The organism is Bradyrhizobium sp. C9, from assembly GCF_002532045.1.
In the GTDB taxonomy this organism is placed as follows: Bacteria; Pseudomonadota; Alphaproteobacteria; order Rhizobiales; family Xanthobacteraceae; genus Bradyrhizobium.
In genome coordinates, this window is the sequence record NZ_NWTG01000047.1 from 1 (window position 1) to 20,237 (window position 20,237).

Below are 20,237 nucleotides of genomic sequence, written 5' to 3' on the forward strand. Positions count from 1 at the left end.
GGGATCGGCGCGCTTTCCGGATCGTCCTCGGCCTCATCATCCGGTTGCCTACGACCGATCGCACGTCCGATTACGCCGACAATCACCAGCAACGCGCCCACCGCGATGAGCCAGTGCGGCAGTTGCAATGATCCCATCGTCGCCTTGATGAAATCCACCTCACCATCCGGTGTATCGACGATCTGGATTGTGGAGCTGATCGAGATAGGCGATGCCGAACATCGCCAAATCCTCCTGCTTCGCGGCAGAGGCAAGTACCTCTAAGTAGGCTCTCGTTTTGGACAGAGCCTCCGTGTCCACGTCCCGGCCATACCGAGCAACAACGTCAGCCAAAATCTTACGCAAAAGATCGCCCCCGTATCGCAATCCATGCAGTGCAGCATTCGGTTGAATGATAGTCAACTATCGTTCAGGGGGCACGTTAGCGTTTGATCAGCCTCACGCCTGGGCCACCGTCGATCGACTGACCATCGGCAAGGAAGATGACGCCGGCAGCTTCAAACGCGGCGCGGATAATGCTCGCCGGGGCCAACGGCAAGGTAGTTCTTTGCGGTGATCTCCGGCTTCTCAGTTGGAATCTGCATGGGAGATTCCAACTCCCGACCCTCGGAATCGAAATCCGATTGTCACCTTAGTGGGTTCAACGAATATTCTGAATTTTCGTGGTCTGTTCACCCATTGAAGACACTAAAGAACTTCGGGTGTTCAGAACGCGAAGCGCTGACTCGAAGGCCGTTTTATTTGTGCTCGTGAGGATGCTTCCTCGGGCGACCCAGTTTCAGCAAGGCCTGCGGTTTGCGGACCTTTCGTGGTGTGATGGTGATTTGAACTTCGAGTCCCTCAAGCAATTTGAGGACGCGGCCAAAATCAGGGTCGATCTCGCCTCCAAAGGTCTTATAGAGGCGGTCCCGTCGTAAACCCATTCTTCGGGATAGTTCGGAAACGTTTTGCGCCCGCAGCGCTTCCTTCAAGGCTGCCAAGATCTTAGGTAAATCGTCCGTTTCAAAGGCTTCATTAAGATAATCAGCTATTTTCAATGGGTTAGATCGGAGGACATCCTTGGGATCCGGCGCCGTCATGGAGTCAAACTCGGCTTGTTTGGCGTTGGCTGTGGCTTTGTAGTGACAGCATTCTCGTGGAATCCCGATATGTTGTAGCGAAATTCGATGCCAACGATTGGGGACTGTTATGAAGAAGCTACTTATCGCGCTGGCCGCAAGCACTGTTCTCGCTGGAACCGCCTCGGCAGCCGATTTGGCAGCTCGTCCCTATACGAAGGCCCCCGTGCCGGTTGCGCCAGTCTATAGCTGGACCGGCTTCTACATTTTCGGCGGTGGCGGCGGTGGTCTCTGGGACGCTGACACCGGCACGCAGGTAACCGCCACGGGCGCGCCGATCCTCGGCTTCAACCAGCGTCAGGGCGGCGATGGCTGGTTCGGCACCGTCGGTGCCGGTTACGACTGGCAGACCGCCAACAGCTGGGTCATCGGTGTGTTCGCCGACGGTCAGTTTGGCAGCCTGAAGGGCACGATCCAGGATCAGTCGGCGTTCCTCGCCGGCAACATCAAGAACGACTACAGCTGGGCTGCCGGTGCGCGCTTGGGCTACTTGGTCGCTCCGAACGTTCTGTCCTACGTCAACGCCGGTTACTCCAGCTCGCACTGGAAGGGCACAACGCTGTTCAATACCGCGTCCGCTCTTCCGGCTGGCCTGCACACCGACGGCTTTGATCGCAGCGGCTGGTTCGTCGGCGGCGGCGTCGAGAACAACCTGAACATCTTCGGCATCACTGCGCCGGGCTGGTTCATGAAGACCGAGTATCGCGCTGCCTACTACGACAAGAAGAACATCTCCGAGGTGAACGACGTGACAAATACGTTGGCCGGCACCGATATCACCTTCAAGCCGTTCGTGCAGACCATCAGCACCTCGCTGGTCTATCGCTTCAATTGGACCGGTCCGGTTGTTGCGAAGTACTGATCCCTGCTAATATAGCAGACAGGAAGCCCCGGCATTGTCCGGGGCTTTTTCGCGTTCGGCTTCGACAACGAGGGGACACAAGCCGGACGGCCTCCATGCCGACGCGGCGCTTTGATACCCGCGCACAGCGGGTTGAGCTGGGCTGGACGGTCACGAAATATTACAAATAGATTGCAGAAGGCTTTTTTGCTGAAAACCAGCATAGCCGGCACTGTATAATACAGATCGAGATACTGATTCCCCGGATTGGAGATGTGGCGCACTTCGCAACCTAGGCACGACTGGCCCTTTGGCCAGGTGCACAGCCCGATAGGGCAACCCCAATTGGCGAATCACATCTTTGAGAATCCTATCCTTCCGCCCGTCGCCACCTGGCGGCGGCACACTTGCGCGCTTTGATCTCGAACTGAACGAGCATCTGCGTCCCTACAGCCTGGCGCTTCGCCAGCGCGGCAACGACCGCTGCTGGATGGTGGCCCCATGCGCGTTTCAAGAACGCACTGCCGCGTTCGGTGAGCAATTCAACTATCCCTTGCATGACAAGGTCGTCACCGTCACGACCTGCGGTCGGATCCGCTTCAACCGGCAGAAAATCAATCTCAGCCAGGTATTCGCTGGTCAGATCGTCGGAATTAAACAAACCGATGACCGGATTTGGCTCGTCAGCTTCATGGATTATGATCTGGGATACTTCGACGATGAGACGTGCAGGCTCTCGAACCCATCGCAAATCCATTCGGACCCAAAGTGTTACCTATGCCCTCGGAATGAAACGTAACCCATCTGTCCGGAACGGACCCTTTTGATTTGGCGATCCCGGCAGGATTCGAACGTGTGACCTTTGCCTTCGGAGGGCAGCAGTCTCGTGGGAGTAGTGAGGCGACCGGGAGGCCGGACGTTTCGTTTGGGGCGCCGAGTTCTACGGCGCCAGATAGCTGCGATATTCCGCTTCGAACATCTGGGCACGGACGTGGCCAAGCACATCATCCGGCTCGCGGCCGTTGGCAAGGCCGCGCTGATAGGCGAGGCGGGCCACTTCCGTCGCGATACGGCTGGAGACCTCGCGGATACGCGGCAGCGCCGGATAGAGGCTGCCTTGCGCGAGATCCGCCTCGGTGACGAGGTTCGACAGAGTCCGCGCCGCAATCATGAACATCTCGTCGGTGACCCGGCTGGCGCCCGAGGCGATTACGCCGAGGCCGACTCCCGGGAAAATGTAGGAGTTGTTGCCCTGGCGCGGCACGAAGCTGCGGCCATCGAACGTCACCGGCGCATAGGGACTGCCGCAGGCGAACAGCGCACGGCCGCCGGTGTGACGATAGGCCTCCTCGGCGCTGCATTCCGCCTGCGAAGTGGGATTGGATAGCGCGAAGATGATCGGCCGCGCATTGAGCTCGGCCATGGTACGCAGCACCTCCTGCGTGAAGGTGCCGCCCACCGCCGAGACACCGATGATGCCGGTAGGCCGGAGCGCATTGATCGCCGCGAGAAAGTCGGTCACCAGTGGGTGCTCATGGGCGTAGCCTAGCTTGTGCTCGGCGAGGTCATTGCGCGCCTTGACCACCAGGCCCTTGGAGTCGACCAGCCAGATCCGGCTTCGCGCTTCCTGCTCCGAAATGCCCTGCGCCACCATGGCAGCCACTACGAGGTCGGCGATGCCGGTCGCCGCTTCACCCGCGCCCAGGAACAGGAGCTTCTGCTCCGTCAGCCGGCCTCCGGTGACCCGCAGTGCCGAGAACACGCCTGCGAGCGCCACCGACGCGGTACCCTGGATGTCATCGTTGAAGACGCAGGCAGCATCGCGATAGCGCTGCAGCAGCCGGAAGGCGTTGTGGTTGGCGAAATCCTCGAACTGGATAAGTACGTCGGGAAAAGCCTGCTGTGCCGCTTGCATGAATTCGTCGACGATTGCGTCATAGTCGCCGCCACGCAACCGCGGCTGGCGCAGGCCGATATATTGGCGGTTCTTCAGGAGCTCGGCGTTGTTGGTGCCGACATCAAGCACCACCGGCAGGCACAGCGAGGGGTGGATGCCGGCACAGGCCGCATATAGCGAGAGCTTGCCGACCGGAATGCCCATGCCGTTGGCGCCGAGGTCGCCGAGGCCAAGGATGCGCTCGCCGTCGGTCACCACGATCAGCCGTGCCGGATGCGGCCAGTTGCGCATCAGTTCGGCGATCCGGCCGCTGTCATTGGTGCTGACATAGAGGCCGCGCGGACGCCGGAAGATGTCGCCGAAGCGCTGGCAGACCTCGCCGACCGTCGGCGTGTAGATCAGTGGCTGAATCTCGTCGATATGGTCGCAGACCACGCGCAGGAACAGCGTCTCATTGCGGTCGCGCAGCGCGTTAAGAGCAACGAACTTCTCCAGATTGTCCGGCAGGCGGCGCAGGTTCTTCAAAATGCGGTCTGCCTGCTCCTCCATGGTCGAGACGTGGGGTGGCAAGAGGCCGCGCAGGCCGAAGGCGTCGCGCTCGGCGAGCGAGAAGGCCGTGCCCTTGTTGAGCAGCGGATCGCGCAGCAGCGCGAGGCCGTGCGGCAGATCCGCGGAAGGGAGAACTGGCTTCTTTGATGCAGACAGTGTCACGGCGTCCTCACAGCTTCGTCCCGCCGGCCTTTGCCGCCAACGAGTCCTTGTTTGTCGTCCGGAGAGCGTCCACGTCGCTCGCGCTTCAAGACGTCCGGGAGGACGTCGTTCACGGCGTGCTGCCCGAATGGACGTCTAGGTTGGCCTCGGCTTCCAGCTCGTGCCGTGGCAGCCCGTGCTCGACAAGCGCATCGGCCAGCACATCAGCGGTATGGTGCGCGACAGTGGTGGCATCGAATGGGGATTCGGTCGGAAACGCGGGCTGGAGCTGTGAGCCGAGCCGGTTGCCTGCGCGCCGGCCATCTTCCGACCGGCGAGATCGTGGACGAGGGCGATCGCAACACGGGCCGGGTGCCAGATCGACCGCCCGCGGTGTCTGGCCGCGGGAGCAGCGGATCTCAAGCCACGGACGACTTCGGTTGATGGCCTGATCGATTGATGGGGAGGGAGAAACCGGCCCTCATGGTCCCATCTTTTTGTTCCAAATTCTGGGGCGGTGAGATCATCGGCCTCGCAGTGCCTCGCCGGCGGCGCGCTTCCTGGCCGATCGTGCCGCGAAGACGGTCGCCATCTTTTTGGCCCGCGCGGAAATCATCTCGGTGCATTCCGGCAGGAAGGTCCGCCAGGCGGTTTCAAAGGCCGCGCGCGCGGCCTCGAAATCTGCGGCGGTGCCATTGGCGCGATTGGCGCAAAGCGTGACGGCGGGGTGAACCCGAGAGTCCAACCCCATCGATCGGCTGTCGGTCAAACCCCCGATCGCTCGGCGATGGTGTCGACCTGCACGTCGCCGTAGAAGATCTGCCAGCTAATCGTGGCGCGTCGCCCAATCCGGCTCAGCCGGCGGCGCGCGAGCTGCAGCAGCTCGGAGGCGGGCCGCTTGCCGATACCGCGGCACGTCACGCAGCGCAGCCGGCGGGCGAGGTTGTGCACGCAGGTCGTCGCGACATGGGGCAAAGCGGCGAGATCTACCGCCCGCGGCGTCTTGCAGCGCGAGCACCGGATCTCGAGCCATGCATACCCGCCGTTGATGGCCTGGTCGATCGAGGGCGACAGGTCGATCGGTCCGCCATCCGCCCAGATCTTCTCGTTCCAGCTCTGGCAGGCGAGATCGTCCGCCTCGCGAATCAGCGCTTCGCCTGCCGCGCGCTTCTCGGCCGACTGCTCGCCCAGAGTCGATGTCATTGCGCGGGCGCGCGCTAGCTCCTTCTTCAGTGCTTTGCGATCGCCGCCCGAGAGTGGAATGGGATGATGTTTCGGAGCCGAAGGAGTTTCCCGCAGAATCGATGCCGCCACCGGCACCCGGCTTGTCCGCGACCAACAACGCAATTGCTTGGTCAAGGCCGGCTGCAAACTTCATCGAAAGAACTGATGACGGTGCAGTCAGGTCACTGGTCCGCAACCGCTCCCCGTTGCGACGTTCCTCGCGAAATACGTCGACGGTATTGATCGACCCTAAATTGGTCGCATCGACCCCGATTTGTCCGGGGTCGCGCTCCCTCACACCGTACTAAATCGCACCTGTCGCGGCCCTCCGCGTTGCTGCGGCCCTAACGGGTGCAGTCCCGGACGTGTCCGCGCTTTGAGGCGTCCCCATCGGCAAATCGAACACAAGGAGTATCCGATGTCCGATAATCTCAGGAACTTCATCAAACACGCTTTGTGGCTCGGCGGCGTTTCTATCTGTGCAGTGGCTCTGGCGCAGCAGGCATGTGCTCAACAGCTCTACCTAAACGCCAACGGCACGACGACCAGCGATCTTGAGGCCGCAGCCAAGAGCTGGTTGACGCCTGAATTCAACGGCGACTGGGGACTCAAGACGATGAATGCCCAATATGCCTATGCCAATCGCATCACTGGTAAGGATATCCTGATCGGAGTCGTCGATTCTGGCATCCTTAGCTCCCATCCAAAATTCCAGAATCCCAGGATTCACGTTCTATCGAACCAGGGCCAATATGAGGCGGATGGGTATCGCTACGGCCCAACCGACGGCGCGTACAAGCAGGGTGATTCCTATTCCGATACAGGCAGCTGGATCGATGGCGTGAATGATTCACACGGAACGCATGTCTCTGGAACGATCGCCGCATCGCGCGACGGCAAGGAGATGCACGGCGTGGCGTTTGACGGTGAGCTTCATGTGTCGAACACAGGCGGCACCGACAACATGATTTACGGCCCGAACGAGGACTACAATTATTTCAAGGGGGCCTACGGCAACCTGGTCACCGCCGGCGTTAGGGTCATCAACTCAAGCTGGGGCAACCCGCCTGATGAGGACGACTACAGTACTAGGCAAGGCGTGCTCAACGCCTACATGGGCTATGTCGGGAAGAAGACTTGGCTCGATGCCGCTGCCGAGGCCACGCAACGGCGTGTTATCGTGGTCTTCACGGCTGGCAATGCCGGCTTTGACAATCCGTCGGTGCGGGCGTCGTTGCCCTATTTTCGGCCGGAGCTTGAACATGATTGGATCGCAGTCACTGCAATAAATCGGGCGGAGAAGCAACGGTACAACAAATGTGGCCTGGCCAAGTACTGGTGTCTTGCGGCTCCGGGCGTTGGTATCGACAGCACTGTGGTTAGCGCCGGCAAGCCGAGCTATGAGCGCTGGAGCGGTACCTCAATGGCGGCGCCGCACGTGACCGGCGCCCTCGCGCTGGTCATGCAGCGGTACGCCTACATGACCAATGAGCAGGCACGCGACGTGCTGCTGACCACGGCGCGCCAGCCCAAAGGCAATTCGGGCGTCAACGAGATCTATGGCTGGGGCATTCCCGATCTCAAGGCAGCGATGAATGGTCCAGGCCAATTGCTGCGTCCCGAAAACTACAATCTTCCGTCCGGTGTTACCGATGCCTGGAGCAACAGCATTTCGGATGCGGCGCTGAGGCAGCGCAAGCGAGAAGAGGCGCAGGAGATCGTCGATCTGACCGGGGAAATTGCCGCTCGGGGCCGCGATCCCGCAGCCAAGGTGCTTCTAGTCCGCCTTGCAGCGCTCAAAGCCAAAACAGATGCAGAATACGCCGGGGCTCTAACCAAGTCGGGCGGAGGCACGTTGATCCTCAGGGGGATCAACTCTTATACCGGCGCGACCACGGTCGACGGCGGTGCGTTGATTGTGAACGGCTCGATTGCTTCGTCTTCGATGACGACAGTCAACGTCGGTGGTCTGCTCGGTGGCACCGGCACTGTCGGCAACGTCACCATCAACGGCGGCACGCTGTCGCCGGGCAATTCGATCGGCCTGCTCAGCGTGCAGGGCAACTTGGTATTCACAGCGGCGGCGAGCTATCTCGTGCAGGTGTCGCCGACCAACGCCGACCGCACCAACGTGACTGGCACCGCAATGCTCGGTGGCGCCAGCGTACTGGCGGCTTGGTCGCCGGGCAGTTATGTGATGAAGAGATATAACACTCTCAATGCTGCCGGAGGCGTGAGCGGCACCTTTCATGGACCGGTCAACACCAACCTGCCGAAGAACTTCGCGGCGACTCTCAGCTACGACGCCAACGACACCTATCTCAACTTGGTGATGAGTGTTGCCGGGTTGAGCCGGAACCAGCAGAGCGTGTCGACCGCACTGGTCAATTCGTTCAATCGCGTGGGCGGCATACCGCTGGCGTTTGGCGCGCTGTCGCCACGAGGCCTGACGGTGGCCTCGGGCGAGGCGGCAACCGGGATCCAGCAGGCCAGCTTCGATGCGATGAATCGCTTCACTGAGCTGTTGACCGATCCTGACATCCCAGGCCGGATGGGGCCGCAAGGGGTGGCGATGGCGTCGGTTGCGCCGTCGTATGCCGAGGAGAGCGGTGCGGCGAGCGCCTATGCCGCGCTGATCACCAAGGCGCCGCCGCGCGTCGCCCCGTTCTACGAACCCCGCTGGAACGTGTGGGCGACGGGCTATGGCGGGGGCCAGACCACAGGCGGCAACGCGCTGACCGGCTCGGCGGCCACTACCGCGCAGATCTATGGCACGGCGGTGGGAGCGGACTATCATGTCTTGCAGGATACGGTGCTCGGCTTTGCGATGGGCGGTGCGGGCACGGGCTATGGTCTCGCCGGTGGGCTCGGCAGCGGCCGGTCGGACGCCTTCCAGGCTGGTGTCTATGGGCGGCATGGTCTCGGAGCGGCCTATCTCTCCGGCGCATTGACCTATGGCTGGCAGGACGTGACCACCGACCGAACGGCGCTCGACACCCATCTGCGCGGGCGCTTTGAGGCCAATGCGCTGTCCGGGCGGCTGGAAGGCGGCTACCGGTTCGCGACGTCGTGGCTGGGGGTGACGCCGTATGCGGCGGGGCAGTTCAGCACGCTGTTCATGCCGAGCTATGCCGAACACGCGTTGGGAGGCAGCGGACTGTTTGCACTGAGCTATACGGCGAAGGACGTCACGGCCTCGCGTAGCGAACTTGGCCTGCGCGCCGACCGCAGCTTTTTGATCAACGACGGCGCGGCGGCCCTGACGCTGCGCGGCCGCACCGCCTGGGCGCACAACTTCAACACCGACCGCAGCCTCCAGGCCGCATTCGCAGCACTGCCGGCTTCCGGCTTCATCGTCAACGGCACGGCGCAGGCGGCCGATGCGGGACTCGTTTCGGTGTTCACCGAAGTGCGTTGGGCCAGCGGCTTCTCGCTCGCGGCCTCCTTCGAGAGCGAGTTCTCCAAAACGAGCCACAGCTATACGGGAAAGGGCACCGTCAAATACCAGTGGTGAGTGATCTTTGCTGCGCGCAGGCCGGTCGACCGACCCGATCATGCCGCTGGCGGGCGAGGATCGCCCGTGGCAGATGTTTTCAACAGTGTCTACACTTAGTGCATCGAGTTCATGGCCGGTCGGGCGGCGGAGTGCATGCTGCTCGACGACGAACCCGCGGCGCTTGTTGACGACCTGTACCAGGCGCGCGAACTGGCGAGGCTAATTTGCGCCAGCGACGAGGCGATTAATGGGTTCATCGCGCTCCGCCCGGCGCAACGCTCAGCGGGACGTAAGCCGCTGCAGCCACGATCATCGACTCAATGCGCCGGCTTACTGCTTCGCGTGCTTGCCCACCGCTTACTCGTACTTCAGTTGAAAAATGCCTGATTTCAGCAATCCTTGAAAATGCCGGCGCACCCGACACAATTCGGCGAATCGTGACCGAACTATCGGAGGCAACTCACCAAACTGATAAGAATTATGCGAAAGCTATCAGTTGTGCCATGTAGGCCTTTCGCGAGAGCGTTCGACTTATTGAATGGGGAGGGGTCAAATGTCGTACACGGAAATCCGCGTCGTGACTCTCTAGGAGCAAGATGCGGCTGTTCTGTTCGATTCGCTCGCGAGCCTTGGGCTACGAAGAATCTAGCAGGCGTCGTGCACATCGGCAGGGACGCGCTTCCGGTACGGAGCTTCGCTGCGGCAGGATGATTGAACCGACATAATCGAGGCGGACCGGATGAGCGTCAATCTTCGGATTTGGATGTCCTGATGAAGCCTTCTTTGGAGCGACGCCCACGCAGTACGAGCGCTTCGGACTTCGTTCAGACCGGTTTTATTTGGTCCGCGCCATTTACGATGCATCGTTGCGCGGCCGGTGGTAGCTGCGGAAATTAGCTACGGGTTCGGTACGCCGTCACTCGGAGCCGGCCTGCACGAGCTTGGGAAAGCTGTGGACTGATAAGGTTTCATACAAAACCTTATCAGTCGGCGGTGTTGTGCCGCAGGGTGAAAAGAAGCGGTGCATCGAGGGATCAAGTCGTTCCAGTGACTTGATCCCCCGACAACATAAGCCGCGACCGCCCTTATGCCGTGCGTACGACACTGCCCAGCGCCATGGCTGCCGACGAGGGTACGATTAAGCAAAGGCGGGTCTAGCCCGCGTTGGCCTTCAGGCCGGCGGCCTCGATGCCGGCAACGGCGCAGATCTCGTCATTATCCGAGGTGTCGCCGCTGACGCCGACGGCGCCGAGCAGGGTGGCGCCGTCCATGATCAGCACGCCGCCGGGGACCGGCACCAGTCGGCCCTGCGCCAGCGTGTTCACGGAATCGATGAAATAGGCCTGCTCCTGTGCGCGCTGGAACAGCGCCCGCGATCCCATCCCCAACGCCAGCGCGCCATAGGCCTTGCCGTGGGCGATCTCGGCCCGCATCAGGCTGGTGCCGTCCTGCGCGGCCGTCACCTTCACCGCGCCGCGCGCGTCGAGGATGGTGACGACCAGCGGCTTCAGCTTCTTCTCGACGCCCTTGGCGAGGGCGGCATCCAGAATCTTGCGGGCGGTGTCGAGAGTGAGCTCAGCCATGGGCCTCTTCCTTTGTCGGTAACAATTTGTCGGAATTCGATTTCGCACGTTTCAGGCTCATCGCCAATACGCTGGCGACATGCAGCGGCGTGCGCCCGCTGCCGTCCTTGATCTGGTGCCGGCAAGAGGTGCCGTCGGCCACGATCAGCGTGTCCTGATCGGCGCTGCGAACCGCCGGGAGTAGCGACAGCTCGGCCATCTCGATCGAGGCCTGGTAGGTCTCTGCGCCATAGCCGAACGCGCCAGCCATGCCGCAGCAGCTCGATTCAATGGTTTTGACATCAAGATCCGGCACCAGCCGCAGCACCTTTTCTACCGGCTTGAATGCGCCGAAGGACTTTTGGTGGCAATGACCGTGCACGACCGCTTTCCCGGCAACCGCGCCGAGCGGCAGAGCGAGCCGTCCGGCCTCGGCCTCGCGCACCAGGAATTCCTCGAACAGCAAAGCGTGCGCGTTGACGCTCTTGGCGGCGTCATCCGAGCGAAGTGACAGCAACTCGTCACGCAAGGTGAGAAGGCAGCTCGGCTCGAGACCGATGATCGGCACGCCACGCGCCGCGAATGGCGCGTAAGTTGCAACCAGCCGGTCGAGCTCGGCGCGGGCCTGCTCGACTAGTCCGGCCGACAGGAAGGTGCGTCCGCAGCACGGCGGCCGGGCACCGTCCGATGGCTTCGGCAGATGCACGCGATAGCCGCCGGCGACCAGCACCTCGACCGCCGCGTCGAGATTTTCCCGCTCATAACCGCGGTTGAACGTATCGGCGAACAGCACCACTTCGCGGCCATCCGCCGGACCCAGCATCTCGGCGTCAGGCCGGAAGGTGTCGCGGCGAAATTCCGGTAGCGCGCGCTTGGCGCTGATGCCGGCGAGTTTCTCGAACAGCGCGCGCAATAGCGGACTGCGGTTGCGCCAGTTCGCGATCGGCGCGAAGCGCGAGGCGAGATCGACATAACGCGGCAAATAGCCGACCAGCCGGTCGCGCAGCGACAGGCCGTGTCTCGCGGCGCGGGCGGCCAGCACCTCGATCTTCATCTTGGCCATGTCGACGCCGGTCGGGCATTCATGGCGGCACGCCTTGCAGGACACGCAGAGCTTCAACGTATCCATCATCTCGTCGGAAGCGAGCGCGTCGGGCCCGAGTTGGCCCGAGATCGCGAGCCGCAGCGTATTGGCACGGCCGCGGGTGACGTCCTTCTCGTTGCGCGTGGCGCGATAGGACGGGCACATCACGCCGCCCTCGAGCTTCCGGCAGGCGCCGTTGTTGTTGCACATCTCGACGGCGCCCTGGAAGCCGCCGCCGGCGCCCGGATAGGCCGACCAATCCAACACCGTCTTCAGATCATTGACGCGATAGTCCGGCGAAAAACGAAACAGCGAACGATCGTCCATTTTGGGCGGATCGACGATCTTGCCCGGATTGAGCGTGTTGCCTGGATCGAAGCGCTGCTTGACCTCGCGGAAATCGGCAACGATGCGCTGCCCGAACATCGTCTCGTGGAATTCCGAGCGCACCAGGCCGTCGCCGTGCTCGCCGGAATGCGAGCCCTTGTATTCGCGCACCATTGCGAAGGCTTCCTCGGCAATGGCGCGCATTGCCTTGACGTCCTTCTCGAGCTTGAGATTGAGCACCGGGCGCACATGCAGGCAGCCTTCGGAGGCATGCGCGTACATCGTGCCACGGGTGCCGTGTTTGGCGAACACCGCATTGAGCCGTTCGGTGTAGTCGGCGAGATGCGGCAGCGGCACCGCGCAATCTTCGACGAACGAGACCGGCTTGCCCTCCTGCTTCATCGACATCATGACGTTGAGCCCGGCGGCGCGGAAATCGGCGATGCCGGTCTGCAACGCGGGCTCTGTTATCTCGACCACGCCGCCCCATTTGCGCTGCGGCCTGTCCCAGCCGAAACCGAGGTCGCCCATCAGCTCGCCGAGCTGCTTCAGGCGCGCGAGGTTATCGGACTGGTCTTCCTCGGCGAACTCGACCACCAGGATCGCGTCCGGATCGCTGCGCACGGCAGCCGAGATGATCGGCTGGAACATCGCGATCTCGCGGCCGAGCGCGATCATGGTGCGATCGACCAGCTCGACGGCGATCGGCCGCAGCTTCACCAGATGCTGGGCCGCATCCATCGCCTCGTAGAAGCTCCCGAAATGGCAGACGCCGAGCGCCTTGTTGCGGATCACAGGCCACAGCTTCAGCTCGACCTGCGTCGTGAAGGCGAGCGTGCCCTCTGAGCCGACCAGAAGATGCGCCATGTTGTTCGGCGCATTGCGCGGCACCAGCGCGTCGAGGTTATAGCCGCCGACGCGGCGCTGCACCTTGGGGAATTTGTCCGCGATCTCGGCCGCCTCGCGTTCGCCGAGGTCGAGCATGTCGCGGAACAGCTGCGATCCGCTATCGGAGGCATTGATCCGCGTCAGGTCACGCGGCACCTCGCCGAAATGCAGCAGCGTGCCGTCGGCGAGCGCCGCATCCATCGACAGCGTGTTGTCGCGCATGGTGCCGTAGCGCAGCGAGCGGCCGCCGCAGGAATTGTTGCCGGCCATGCCGCCGATCGTGGCGCGCGACGCGGTCGAGACGTCGACCGGAAACCACAGCCCATGCTTCTTCAGCTGGCGGTTGAGATCGTCGAGCACGATGCCGGGCTCGACCACGCAGATGCGGTTCTCGACGTCGAGCGAGAGGATGCGGTTCAGGTGCTTGGACAGGTCGACCACGATGCCGTCATTGACGGTCTGGCCGCATTGCGAGGTGCCGCCGCCGCGCGGGGTCACGATCCGCCCGGCGTCGCGGACGATCGCAAGCGTCCGCAGCGCCTCGTCGACGGTGCGAGGCACCACCACGCCGGCCGGCATGATCTGGTAGAACGAGGCGTCGGTCGCGTAGCGGCCGCGGTTGAAGGCATCGAAGAAGACGTCGCCGGTCAGTTCGGACCGTAGGCGCTGTTCGAGCGATGAGGCGTTCTTCATCCCAGATCCGATGTGATCCATGACGCGACGCGGGTGCCCGCTCATGGATTATGCATTCTCTCGCGTGAGAGTTACATTATGAATTCAAAATCGGCAAGGCGCGCGATCCCATCGCGAACCCTTGCGTCCACCCTTTAGTCGCCCTGAGGCTTCGTTTCCAGACCGGCGTCCTGGCCTTCCGCGAGGTGATCGATCGCGGCGGATCGCTTGTTGCGCAGGTGCTGGAACAGGATGTCGCTGAGCTCGCTTGCCGCGCGCCGCCGCAGCGCATCGAGGATTGCCTCGTGCTCGCGCATTGCCTCGCCCCAGCGCTGCCGCTTGCGGGCGAAGTTCGCGGAGTAGCGCACGCGACGGATCCGGCCGGCGAAGTTGGCGTAGGTCGTCTTCAGTGTCTCGTTGCGCGCAGCCGCGACGATGCTCTCGTGGATCTGCTGGTTGATCCGGAAATAGCCGTGCATGTCGCGATGCAGGTAGTGGCCGTACATCTCGTAATGCAGTCGCTCGATCGCAGCGATTTCCTCGTCGGTGATCAGCTCGCAGGCCAGCCGTCCTGCCAGGCTCTCCAGTCCGGCCATGACGTCGAACAATTCCTCGAGGTCGCGCTGACTGAGCTGGCGCACTCGCGCGCCGCGATTGGGCAATAGCTCGATCAGGCCTTCGGCGGCCAGCACCTTGAGTGCCTCGCGCAGCGGCGTCCTCGAGATCCCCAGCATGTCACAGAGCTGCCGTTCCGGAACGCGGGCACCCTCGGGAATGTTGCCTTCCACCACATAGTCGCGGAGCCGCAGTAGCACCTCGCCATGCAGAGAGGTCTCCTGGCGGTCGCCGCCATTGCCGGCAGCCGGCGGGGTGATCGGAACCCCGGTTTCGGGAATCGCGGATTTCATATTCTGAACAATAATTTGCCGGCGCGGTCGCGTCGATCTCCTCATTCGAATACCAAAATTGGATTGAAAAGACAAAAAATGAATGCAAAATAGCTCCACGAAGGGCCGGAATCCGGCGATAGGGAGGTTCTCATGCATCAAGGGCGCCATTTTCTGCAGATTCCCGGGCCGAGCCCGGTCCCGGATCGCATTCTTCGCGCGATGGATATGCCGGTCATCGACCACCGCAGCGCGGAGTTCGCCGCGCTTGGCCGGACGGTGCTCGAAGGGAGCGCCAAAATCTTCCAGACCAAAGACCCGGTGGTGATCTTCCCGTCGTCGGGGACCGGCGCCTGGGAAGCCGCGATCGTCAACACGCTGTCGCCCGGCGACAAGGTGCTGATGGTTGAGACCGGCCATTTCGCCACCCTGTGGCGGCAGCTCGCCGGCCGGTTCGGCATCGAGGTCGACTTCATCCCCGGCGATTGGCGCCGCGGTGCCGACCCCGCCCAGATCGAACAAAGGCTTGCCGAGGACACCGCGCACAGCATCAAGGCGGTGATGGTCGTCCATAACGAGACCTCGACCGGCGCGACCAGCCGGATCGGTGACATCCGTGCCGCCATCGACCGCACCGCCCATCCGGCGCTGTTGATGGTCGATACCATTTCCTCGCTGGGCTCGGTCGATTACCGGCACGACGAGTGGAAGGTCGATGTCAGCGTCAGCTGCTCCCAGAAAGGTTTCATGCTGCCGCCCGGCCTCGGCTTCAACGCGATCTCGGACAAGGCCCGCGCCGCGTCCCGCAGCAACAAGATGCCGCGCTCCTATTTCGATTGGGAGGAAATGCTGAAGCCGAACGCCAAGGGCTTCTTCCCCTACACGCCGGCGACGAACCTGCTTTACGGGCTGCGCGAGGCGATCGCGATGCTGCTGGAGGAGGGGCTCGACAACGTGTTCCGCCGTCATCAGCGGCTGGCCGCGGCGACGCGCGCCGCCGTGAACCAATGGGGGCTCGAGGTGCTGTGCCAGGAGCCCTCGGAATTCTCGCCGGTGCTGACCGCGGTGTTGATGCCGCCCGGCCATGACGCCGATCAATATCGCAAGGTCGTGCTCGACAATTTCAACATGTCGCTCGGTGCCGGCCTGTCGAAGGTCGCCGGCAAGGTGTTCCGCATTGGTCATCTCGGCGAGTGCAACGAGCTGACCTTGCTGGGCGCGCTCACCGGCGTCGAGATGGGGTTGTCGGTCGCCGGCGTGCCGCACCGCTCGGGCGGCGTCGAGGCGGCGATGCGGCTGCTCGAGCAGCGCGATCAGTGTAACGCGTCGTCGCATCTCAAGGTGGTCGGCACTTAAGCGCCGACCAACGGCATCCCGCACGCCAACGGCTCAGAAAAATCGCGGGTCAGGGAGGGGAAAGGATATGAGGCTTCGGTTCAAGGCCACCCATGTCGTGTTGGCCATGCTCTGCGTGATGTATTTCATCACCTATGTCGACCGGGTGAACATCGGCACTGCGGCCAGCGAGATCCAGAAGGAGCTCGGTCTGTCCAACACCGAGCTCGGCCTGGTGTTCTCGGCCTTCGCCTATCCGTACCTGCTGTTCCAGGTGATCGGCGGCTGGGTCGGCGATCGTTTCGGGCCACGCCAGACCTTGTTCTGGTGCGGCATGATCTGGGCTGCGGCGACCATCATGACCGGCTTCGTCCATGGTCTCGCCGCGCTGTTCGTCGCGCGCTTCGCGCTCGGCTTCGGCGAAGGCGCGACGTTCCCGACCGCGACGCGCGCCATGCAGTACTGGACGCCCGCGAACCGCCGCGGCTTCGCGCAAGGCCTGACACACGCCTTCGCACGGCTCGGCAACGCGGTGACCCCGCCTGTGGTCGCGCTCCTGATCCTCTGGCTGACATGGCGCGGCGCATTCGTCGCGCTCGGCATCGTCAGTCTGATCTGGGGCGTTGTGTGGGTCTGGTATTTCCGCAACGAGCCGGGCGACCACGGCTCCATCACCGCGGCCGAGCTTGCGACGTTGCCGCCGCGGCCGAAAGGCGAGCGGCCGAAGGTGCCGTGGGGACCGCTGCTGCAGCGGATGTGGCCGGTGACCTTGACCTATTTCTGCTACGGCTGGTGCCTGTGGCTTTACCTCAACTGGCTGCCGCTGTTCTTCAAGAACAACTACAGCCTCGATCTGAAGAACTCGGCGCTGTTCGCATCCGGCGTGTTCTTCGCCGGCGTCGTCGGCGACAGCGTCGGCGGCGTCATCTCCGACCGCATCCTCGAGCGCACAGGCAATGTGCGGCTGGCGCGGCTCAGCGTGACGATCGTGGGCTTCGCCGGTGCGCTGCTCTCGCTGATGCCGATCCTGTTCGTCCACGACATCACGGTGGTTGCGCTGTGCCTGTCGGCCGGCTTCTTCTGCGCCGAGCTCGTGATCGGCCCGATGTGGTCGATCCCGATGGACATCGCAGCGAAATATTCCGGCACCGCCGCGGGCATCATGAACAGCGGCTCGGCGTTTGCGGCAATTGTTTCGCCGCTGGTCGCCGGCTTCGTCATCGACGCCACCGGAAACTGGTACCTGCCGTTCCTGATGTCGATGGGCCTGCTGCTGCTCGGTGGCTTCTCGGCGTTCCTGATGCATCCGGAGCGGCCGTTCGAGGACACGAGCGAACTGGCGACGCCGGGGAAGGTGGTGGCCGCCGAATGAGCAGCTGCAGGTGCCTCCGGGCGCCGCCGGATATGCATGTCTGCCCCCCGCCGGGAGGAGAACAAACCCGGCGAAAATGGTGACATGGATGCGATCTTAAAGAGAGGTCGGGAGTATTGAGCTTGGGTGTGCTTCGCGGCGGCTGCCATTGCGGTGAGATCAGGTTCGAAATCCCCGATCAGGCGGCTTTCAGTACCGTCTGCCATTGCCACGATTGTCGGAAGCAATCTGGCGCGCCGATACTGGCATGGGCAATGGTCCCGAGGGCCGCGGTCTCGGTCCAGGGGAAGCCGAAGGTCTATTCGTCTTCAGAGAGTGGCCGGCGCTCGTTCTGCCCGGCATGCGGCGCGGGGCTGTTCTTCAGCAATGGAATTCTCGACCAGATGGGCATGATGCAGGTCAGGATCGCCGCGCTTGACGATCCGAATGCGATCGCGCCCAGGGTTCAGGTGCAGACGGCCGAACGCGTCGGATGGGTGGGTTCGCTTCACGATCTTCCAGCCTTCGAGCGCTTCCCGGGCTGAATGTGCGGGATCGGACGTCGGGTCAACTCACTGAGCTATCTCAAGAAAAGGTAAGCCATGTGGGCCGTTATGGGCTGATATGGTTGGCTTCAATTTCCGGATAGTGATATGCGAGCGGCTCACCACGACCAAGACAAGACCGGGAAAGACGCTCATGACCGTGCATACTGGAAGGCATTTTCTGCAGATTCCGGGACCGACCAACGTGCCGGACCGGGTGCTGCGGGCGATGGACATGCCGACCATGGACCACCGCGGCGCCGAATTCGCCGAGATCGGCTTTGCAGTGATGTCTGCGATGCAGCGGGTGTTCCGCACCAAGCAGCCCGTGATCATCTACCCCTCGTCGGGGACCGGCGCCTGGGAGGCCGCGATCGTCAACACGCTGCAGCCCGGCGACAAGGTGCTGATGTGCGAGACCGGCCAGTTCGCCGTGCTGTGGCACGGCATCGCCGACAAGTTCAAGCTCGACGTCGATTTCATCCCGGGCGACTGGCGCCATGGTGCCGACCTCGAGCAGATCGAGGCAAAACTGTCCGCTGACAAGGCGCACAAGATCAAGGCCGTCTGCGTGGTCCATAACGAGACCTCGACCGCCTGCGTCACCTATCCGCTCAACGTCCGCAAGATCCTCGACACCCTGAAGCATCCGGCGCTCTTGATGGTCGACACCATCTCCGGCCTCGGCTCGCTTGAATATGAGCACGACGCCTGGGGTATCGACGTCTCGATTGCCGGCTCCCAGAAGGGACTGATGCTGCCGCCCGGCCTCGGCTTCAACGCCGTGTCGGAGAAGGCGCTGGCGGTGGCCAAGGCCAATCCAGGCATGCGCTCCTACTGGGACTGGCAGGAAGTCATCAACATCAACAAGGCCGGCACCTGGCCGTATACGCCGGCCACCAACCTGCTGTTCGGCCTGCGTGAGGCCGTGAAGATGCTGGAGGAGGAGGGGCTGGACAACGTCTTCGTCCGCCACAAGCGTCATAGCGAAGCGACGCGCGCCGCGATCAAGGTCTGGGGCTTGGAGACGCAGTGCCAGGAACAGGGGGCGCATTCGCCGGCGCTGACCGCGGTACGGGTGCCTGATGGCCACGATGCCGACCACTTCCGCAAGGTCGTGCTTGAGAACTTCGACATGTCGCTCGGCACCGGCCTCAACAAGGTCAAGGGCAAGGTGTTCCGGATCGGGCATATCGGCCATTTCAACGACCTGATGCTGATGGGCACGCTGTCCGGCGTCGAGATGGGTCTTGATCTCGCCAAGGTGCCGCATCGCAGCGGCGGTGTGCTGGCGGCGATGGACGTTCTGAAGGGGCGTGACGCCGCGCAGGCGTCGAAAGCCGTTGCTTGAGTAGGCTGGCCTGAAAACTTATCGCAAAGAACAGAAAGAGCGAGACATGAACGCGCCTGTCGCACCGACCGAAGACCTGATCTACTCCGTCGCGGACGGGATCGCGCGCATCACGTTCAACCGGCCGCAGGCCCGCAACGCGCTGACCTTCGCGATGTACGAGCAGATGGCCTCGATCTGCGAGAACATCAATCAGGATCACTCCATCAAGGCGCTGATCCTGACCGGCGCCGGCGACAAGGCGTTCGCTTCGGGCACCGACATCTCGCAGTTCCGGGCGTTCAAGACCGCGCAGGACGCGCTGGACTACGAGGCGCGGATCGACCGCGTGCTCGGCACGCTCGAACAGTGCCGAGTGCCTGTGATCGCGGCGATCGCTGGCGCCTGCACCGGCGGCGGCGCCGGCATTGCCGCATGCTGCGATATCCGCATCGGCACCGAGGCGACCCGGATTGGCTTCCCGATCGCGCGCACGCTCGGCAACTGCCTCTCGATGTCCAACATCTCGCGGCTGGTCTCGCTGGTCGGTCCGGCGCGGACCAAGGACCTGATCTTCAAGGCGCGCCTGGTCGAAGCGCCCGAAGCGCTGGCGCTTGGCCTCCTGAACGAAGTCGTCCCCGACGTGGAAACGCTGCAGCGCCGCGCCACCGAGACCGCGCAGCTCGTCGCCGGCCACGCGCCGATCACGTTGGAGGTGACCAAGGAAGCGGTCCGCCGCATCCGCCGCACGCTCTCGCGCGACGAAGGCGAAGATTTGATCCTGCGCGCCTATATGAGCGAGGACTTCCGCGAGGGCATGGACGCCTTCCTCAACAAGCGCGCGCCGAACTTCAAGGGAAAGTAGCGGCAGTCCGAGGTGTCGGCGATTGTGCCAAAATCGAAAATTTGCGAACCAGATCAACCGTATCTATTATTCCTCACTCAACTTTGCGCCATTCAATCGAATGTCGGAACCAAAAGAACATCAAG

General features: G+C 62.8%; 15 protein-coding genes and 2 pseudogenes. 9 read left to right on the top strand and 8 right to left on the bottom strand.

The window, feature by feature from the left end:
- Positions 1 to 737: 737 nt before the first annotated feature.
- Positions 738 to 1,079: an addiction module antidote protein gene (locus CO675_RS40300; RefSeq protein ID WP_143279214.1), complete on the bottom strand. Its 342-nt coding sequence runs from the start codon at positions 1,077 to 1,079 to the stop codon at positions 738 to 740.
- 109 nt (positions 1,080 to 1,188) lie between these two features.
- On the opposite strand from CO675_RS40300, the gene CO675_RS39030 reads away from it, so the two are divergent.
- Positions 1,189 to 1,980, top strand: coding sequence for an outer membrane protein (locus CO675_RS39030; RefSeq protein WP_097677184.1), 792 nt, complete (start codon positions 1,189 to 1,191; stop codon positions 1,978 to 1,980).
- A 349-nt stretch (positions 1,981 to 2,329) separates the two neighbouring features.
- On the opposite strand, the gene CO675_RS40800 is transcribed toward CO675_RS39030, so the two are convergent.
- Together CO675_RS40800 and CO675_RS39040 are read right to left on the bottom strand one after the other, a co-directional pair.
- The gene (locus tag CO675_RS40800) at positions 2,330 to 2,716 is read right to left on the bottom strand and encodes a hypothetical protein (protein WP_158231375.1); all 387 of its coding nucleotides are present in this window, start codon (positions 2,714 to 2,716) and stop codon (positions 2,330 to 2,332) included.
- A 183-nt stretch (positions 2,717 to 2,899) separates the two neighbouring features.
- The gene (locus tag CO675_RS39040; protein WP_245453091.1) at positions 2,900 to 4,567 is read right to left on the bottom strand and encodes an NAD-dependent malic enzyme; all 1,668 of its coding nucleotides are present in this window, start codon (positions 4,565 to 4,567) and stop codon (positions 2,900 to 2,902) included.
- Between the two features lie 142 nt (positions 4,568 to 4,709).
- Between CO675_RS39040 and CO675_RS39045 the strand changes: the two are divergent.
- Positions 4,710 to 4,841 (top strand): annotated as a pseudogene (locus CO675_RS39045) (DUF3363 domain-containing protein); the annotation flags it as partial.
- A 228-nt stretch (positions 4,842 to 5,069) separates the two neighbouring features.
- Here CO675_RS39045 and CO675_RS39050 read toward each other — a convergent pair.
- Together CO675_RS39050 and CO675_RS39055 are read right to left on the bottom strand one after the other, a co-directional pair.
- Positions 5,070 to 5,315: a hypothetical protein gene (locus tag CO675_RS39050; RefSeq protein ID WP_143279215.1), complete on the bottom strand. Its 246-nt coding sequence runs from the start codon at positions 5,313 to 5,315 to the stop codon at positions 5,070 to 5,072.
- A 92-nt stretch (positions 5,316 to 5,407) separates the two neighbouring features.
- Positions 5,408 to 5,845 (bottom strand): annotated as a pseudogene (locus CO675_RS39055) (hypothetical protein); the annotation flags it as partial.
- Between the two features lie 343 nt (positions 5,846 to 6,188).
- Between CO675_RS39055 and CO675_RS39060 the strand changes: the two are divergent.
- Together CO675_RS39060 and CO675_RS39065 are read left to right on the top strand one after the other, a co-directional pair.
- Entirely contained in the window at positions 6,189 to 9,284 is a 3,096-nt protein-coding gene (locus tag CO675_RS39060) for a S8 family serine peptidase (protein ID WP_097677187.1), read from the top strand.
- 135 nt (positions 9,285 to 9,419) lie between these two features.
- On the top strand, positions 9,420 to 9,653 hold the full coding sequence (locus CO675_RS39065; protein ID WP_143279216.1) for a hypothetical protein: 234 nt from the start codon (positions 9,420 to 9,422) through the stop codon (positions 9,651 to 9,653).
- A gap of 767 nt (positions 9,654 to 10,420) precedes the next feature.
- On the opposite strand, the gene CO675_RS39070 is transcribed toward CO675_RS39065, so the two are convergent.
- From CO675_RS39070 to CO675_RS39080, 3 genes are all read right to left on the bottom strand, one after another.
- Positions 10,421 to 10,849, bottom strand: a complete 429-nt coding sequence (locus CO675_RS39070; RefSeq protein WP_050403640.1) for a GlcG/HbpS family heme-binding protein — start codon at positions 10,847 to 10,849, stop codon at positions 10,421 to 10,423.
- Positions 10,842 to 13,820 (bottom strand): FAD-binding and (Fe-S)-binding domain-containing protein, encoded by a 2,979-nt coding sequence (locus CO675_RS39075; protein ID WP_097677189.1) that lies wholly within the window; start codon positions 13,818 to 13,820, stop codon positions 10,842 to 10,844. Before CO675_RS39075 ends, CO675_RS39070 begins: the two co-directional genes overlap by 8 nt.
- A 134-nt stretch (positions 13,821 to 13,954) precedes the next feature.
- A complete protein-coding gene (locus CO675_RS39080) occupies positions 13,955 to 14,707 on the bottom strand; it encodes a GntR family transcriptional regulator (protein WP_198964908.1) in 753 nt (250 codons plus the stop codon).
- Between the two features lie 132 nt (positions 14,708 to 14,839).
- Between CO675_RS39080 and CO675_RS39085 the strand changes: the two genes are divergently transcribed.
- The 5 genes from CO675_RS39085 (at position 14,840) to CO675_RS39105 (ending at position 20,112) form a co-directional block, all read left to right on the top strand.
- On the top strand, positions 14,840 to 16,042 hold the full coding sequence (locus tag CO675_RS39085) for a pyridoxal-phosphate-dependent aminotransferase family protein (RefSeq protein WP_097677191.1): 1,203 nt from the start codon (positions 14,840 to 14,842) through the stop codon (positions 16,040 to 16,042).
- A gap of 67 nt (positions 16,043 to 16,109) precedes the next feature.
- Positions 16,110 to 17,393, top strand: a complete 1,284-nt coding sequence (locus CO675_RS39090; protein WP_097677192.1) for an MFS transporter — start codon at positions 16,110 to 16,112, stop codon at positions 17,391 to 17,393.
- 128 nt (positions 17,394 to 17,521) lie between these two features.
- Positions 17,522 to 17,917, top strand: coding sequence for a GFA family protein (locus CO675_RS39095; protein ID WP_097677193.1), 396 nt, complete (start codon positions 17,522 to 17,524; stop codon positions 17,915 to 17,917).
- A gap of 154 nt (positions 17,918 to 18,071) precedes the next feature.
- The gene (locus CO675_RS39100) at positions 18,072 to 19,268 is read left to right on the top strand and encodes a pyridoxal-phosphate-dependent aminotransferase family protein (protein WP_097677196.1); all 1,197 of its coding nucleotides are present in this window, start codon (positions 18,072 to 18,074) and stop codon (positions 19,266 to 19,268) included.
- Positions 19,269 to 19,314: 46 nt separating this feature from the next.
- The gene (locus CO675_RS39105; RefSeq protein WP_097677194.1) at positions 19,315 to 20,112 is read left to right on the top strand and encodes an enoyl-CoA hydratase/isomerase family protein; all 798 of its coding nucleotides are present in this window, start codon (positions 19,315 to 19,317) and stop codon (positions 20,110 to 20,112) included.
- The last annotated feature ends 125 nt before the right edge of the window (positions 20,113 to 20,237 follow it).

Coding starts and splice junctions, on each gene's coding strand:
- CO675_RS39030 (WP_097677184.1), top strand. CDS start 1,189: ATGAAGAAGCTACTTATCGCGCTGGCCGCAAGCACTGTTCTCGCTGGA.
- CO675_RS39085 (WP_097677191.1), top strand. CDS start 14,840: ATGCATCAAGGGCGCCATTTTCTGCAGATTCCCGGGCCGAGCCCGGTC.
- CO675_RS39065 (WP_143279216.1), top strand. CDS start 9,420: ATGCTGCTCGACGACGAACCCGCGGCGCTTGTTGACGACCTGTACCAG.
- CO675_RS39090 (WP_097677192.1), top strand. CDS start 16,110: ATGAGGCTTCGGTTCAAGGCCACCCATGTCGTGTTGGCCATGCTCTGC.
- CO675_RS39105 (WP_097677194.1), top strand. CDS start 19,315: ATGAACGCGCCTGTCGCACCGACCGAAGACCTGATCTACTCCGTCGCG.
- CO675_RS39070 (WP_050403640.1), bottom strand. CDS start 10,849: ATGGCTGAGCTCACTCTCGACACCGCCCGCAAGATTCTGGATGCCGCC.
- CO675_RS39100 (WP_097677196.1), top strand. CDS start 18,072: ATGACCGTGCATACTGGAAGGCATTTTCTGCAGATTCCGGGACCGACC.
- CO675_RS39060 (WP_097677187.1), top strand. CDS start 6,189: ATGTCCGATAATCTCAGGAACTTCATCAAACACGCTTTGTGGCTCGGC.
- CO675_RS39080 (WP_198964908.1), bottom strand. CDS start 14,707: ATGAAATCCGCGATTCCCGAAACCGGGGTTCCGATCACCCCGCCGGCT.
- CO675_RS40800 (WP_158231375.1), bottom strand. CDS start 2,716: ATGGATTTGCGATGGGTTCGAGAGCCTGCACGTCTCATCGTCGAAGTA.
- CO675_RS40300 (WP_143279214.1), bottom strand. CDS start 1,079: ATGACGGCGCCGGATCCCAAGGATGTCCTCCGATCTAACCCATTGAAA.
- CO675_RS39075 (WP_097677189.1), bottom strand. CDS start 13,820: ATGAAGAACGCCTCATCGCTCGAACAGCGCCTACGGTCCGAACTGACC.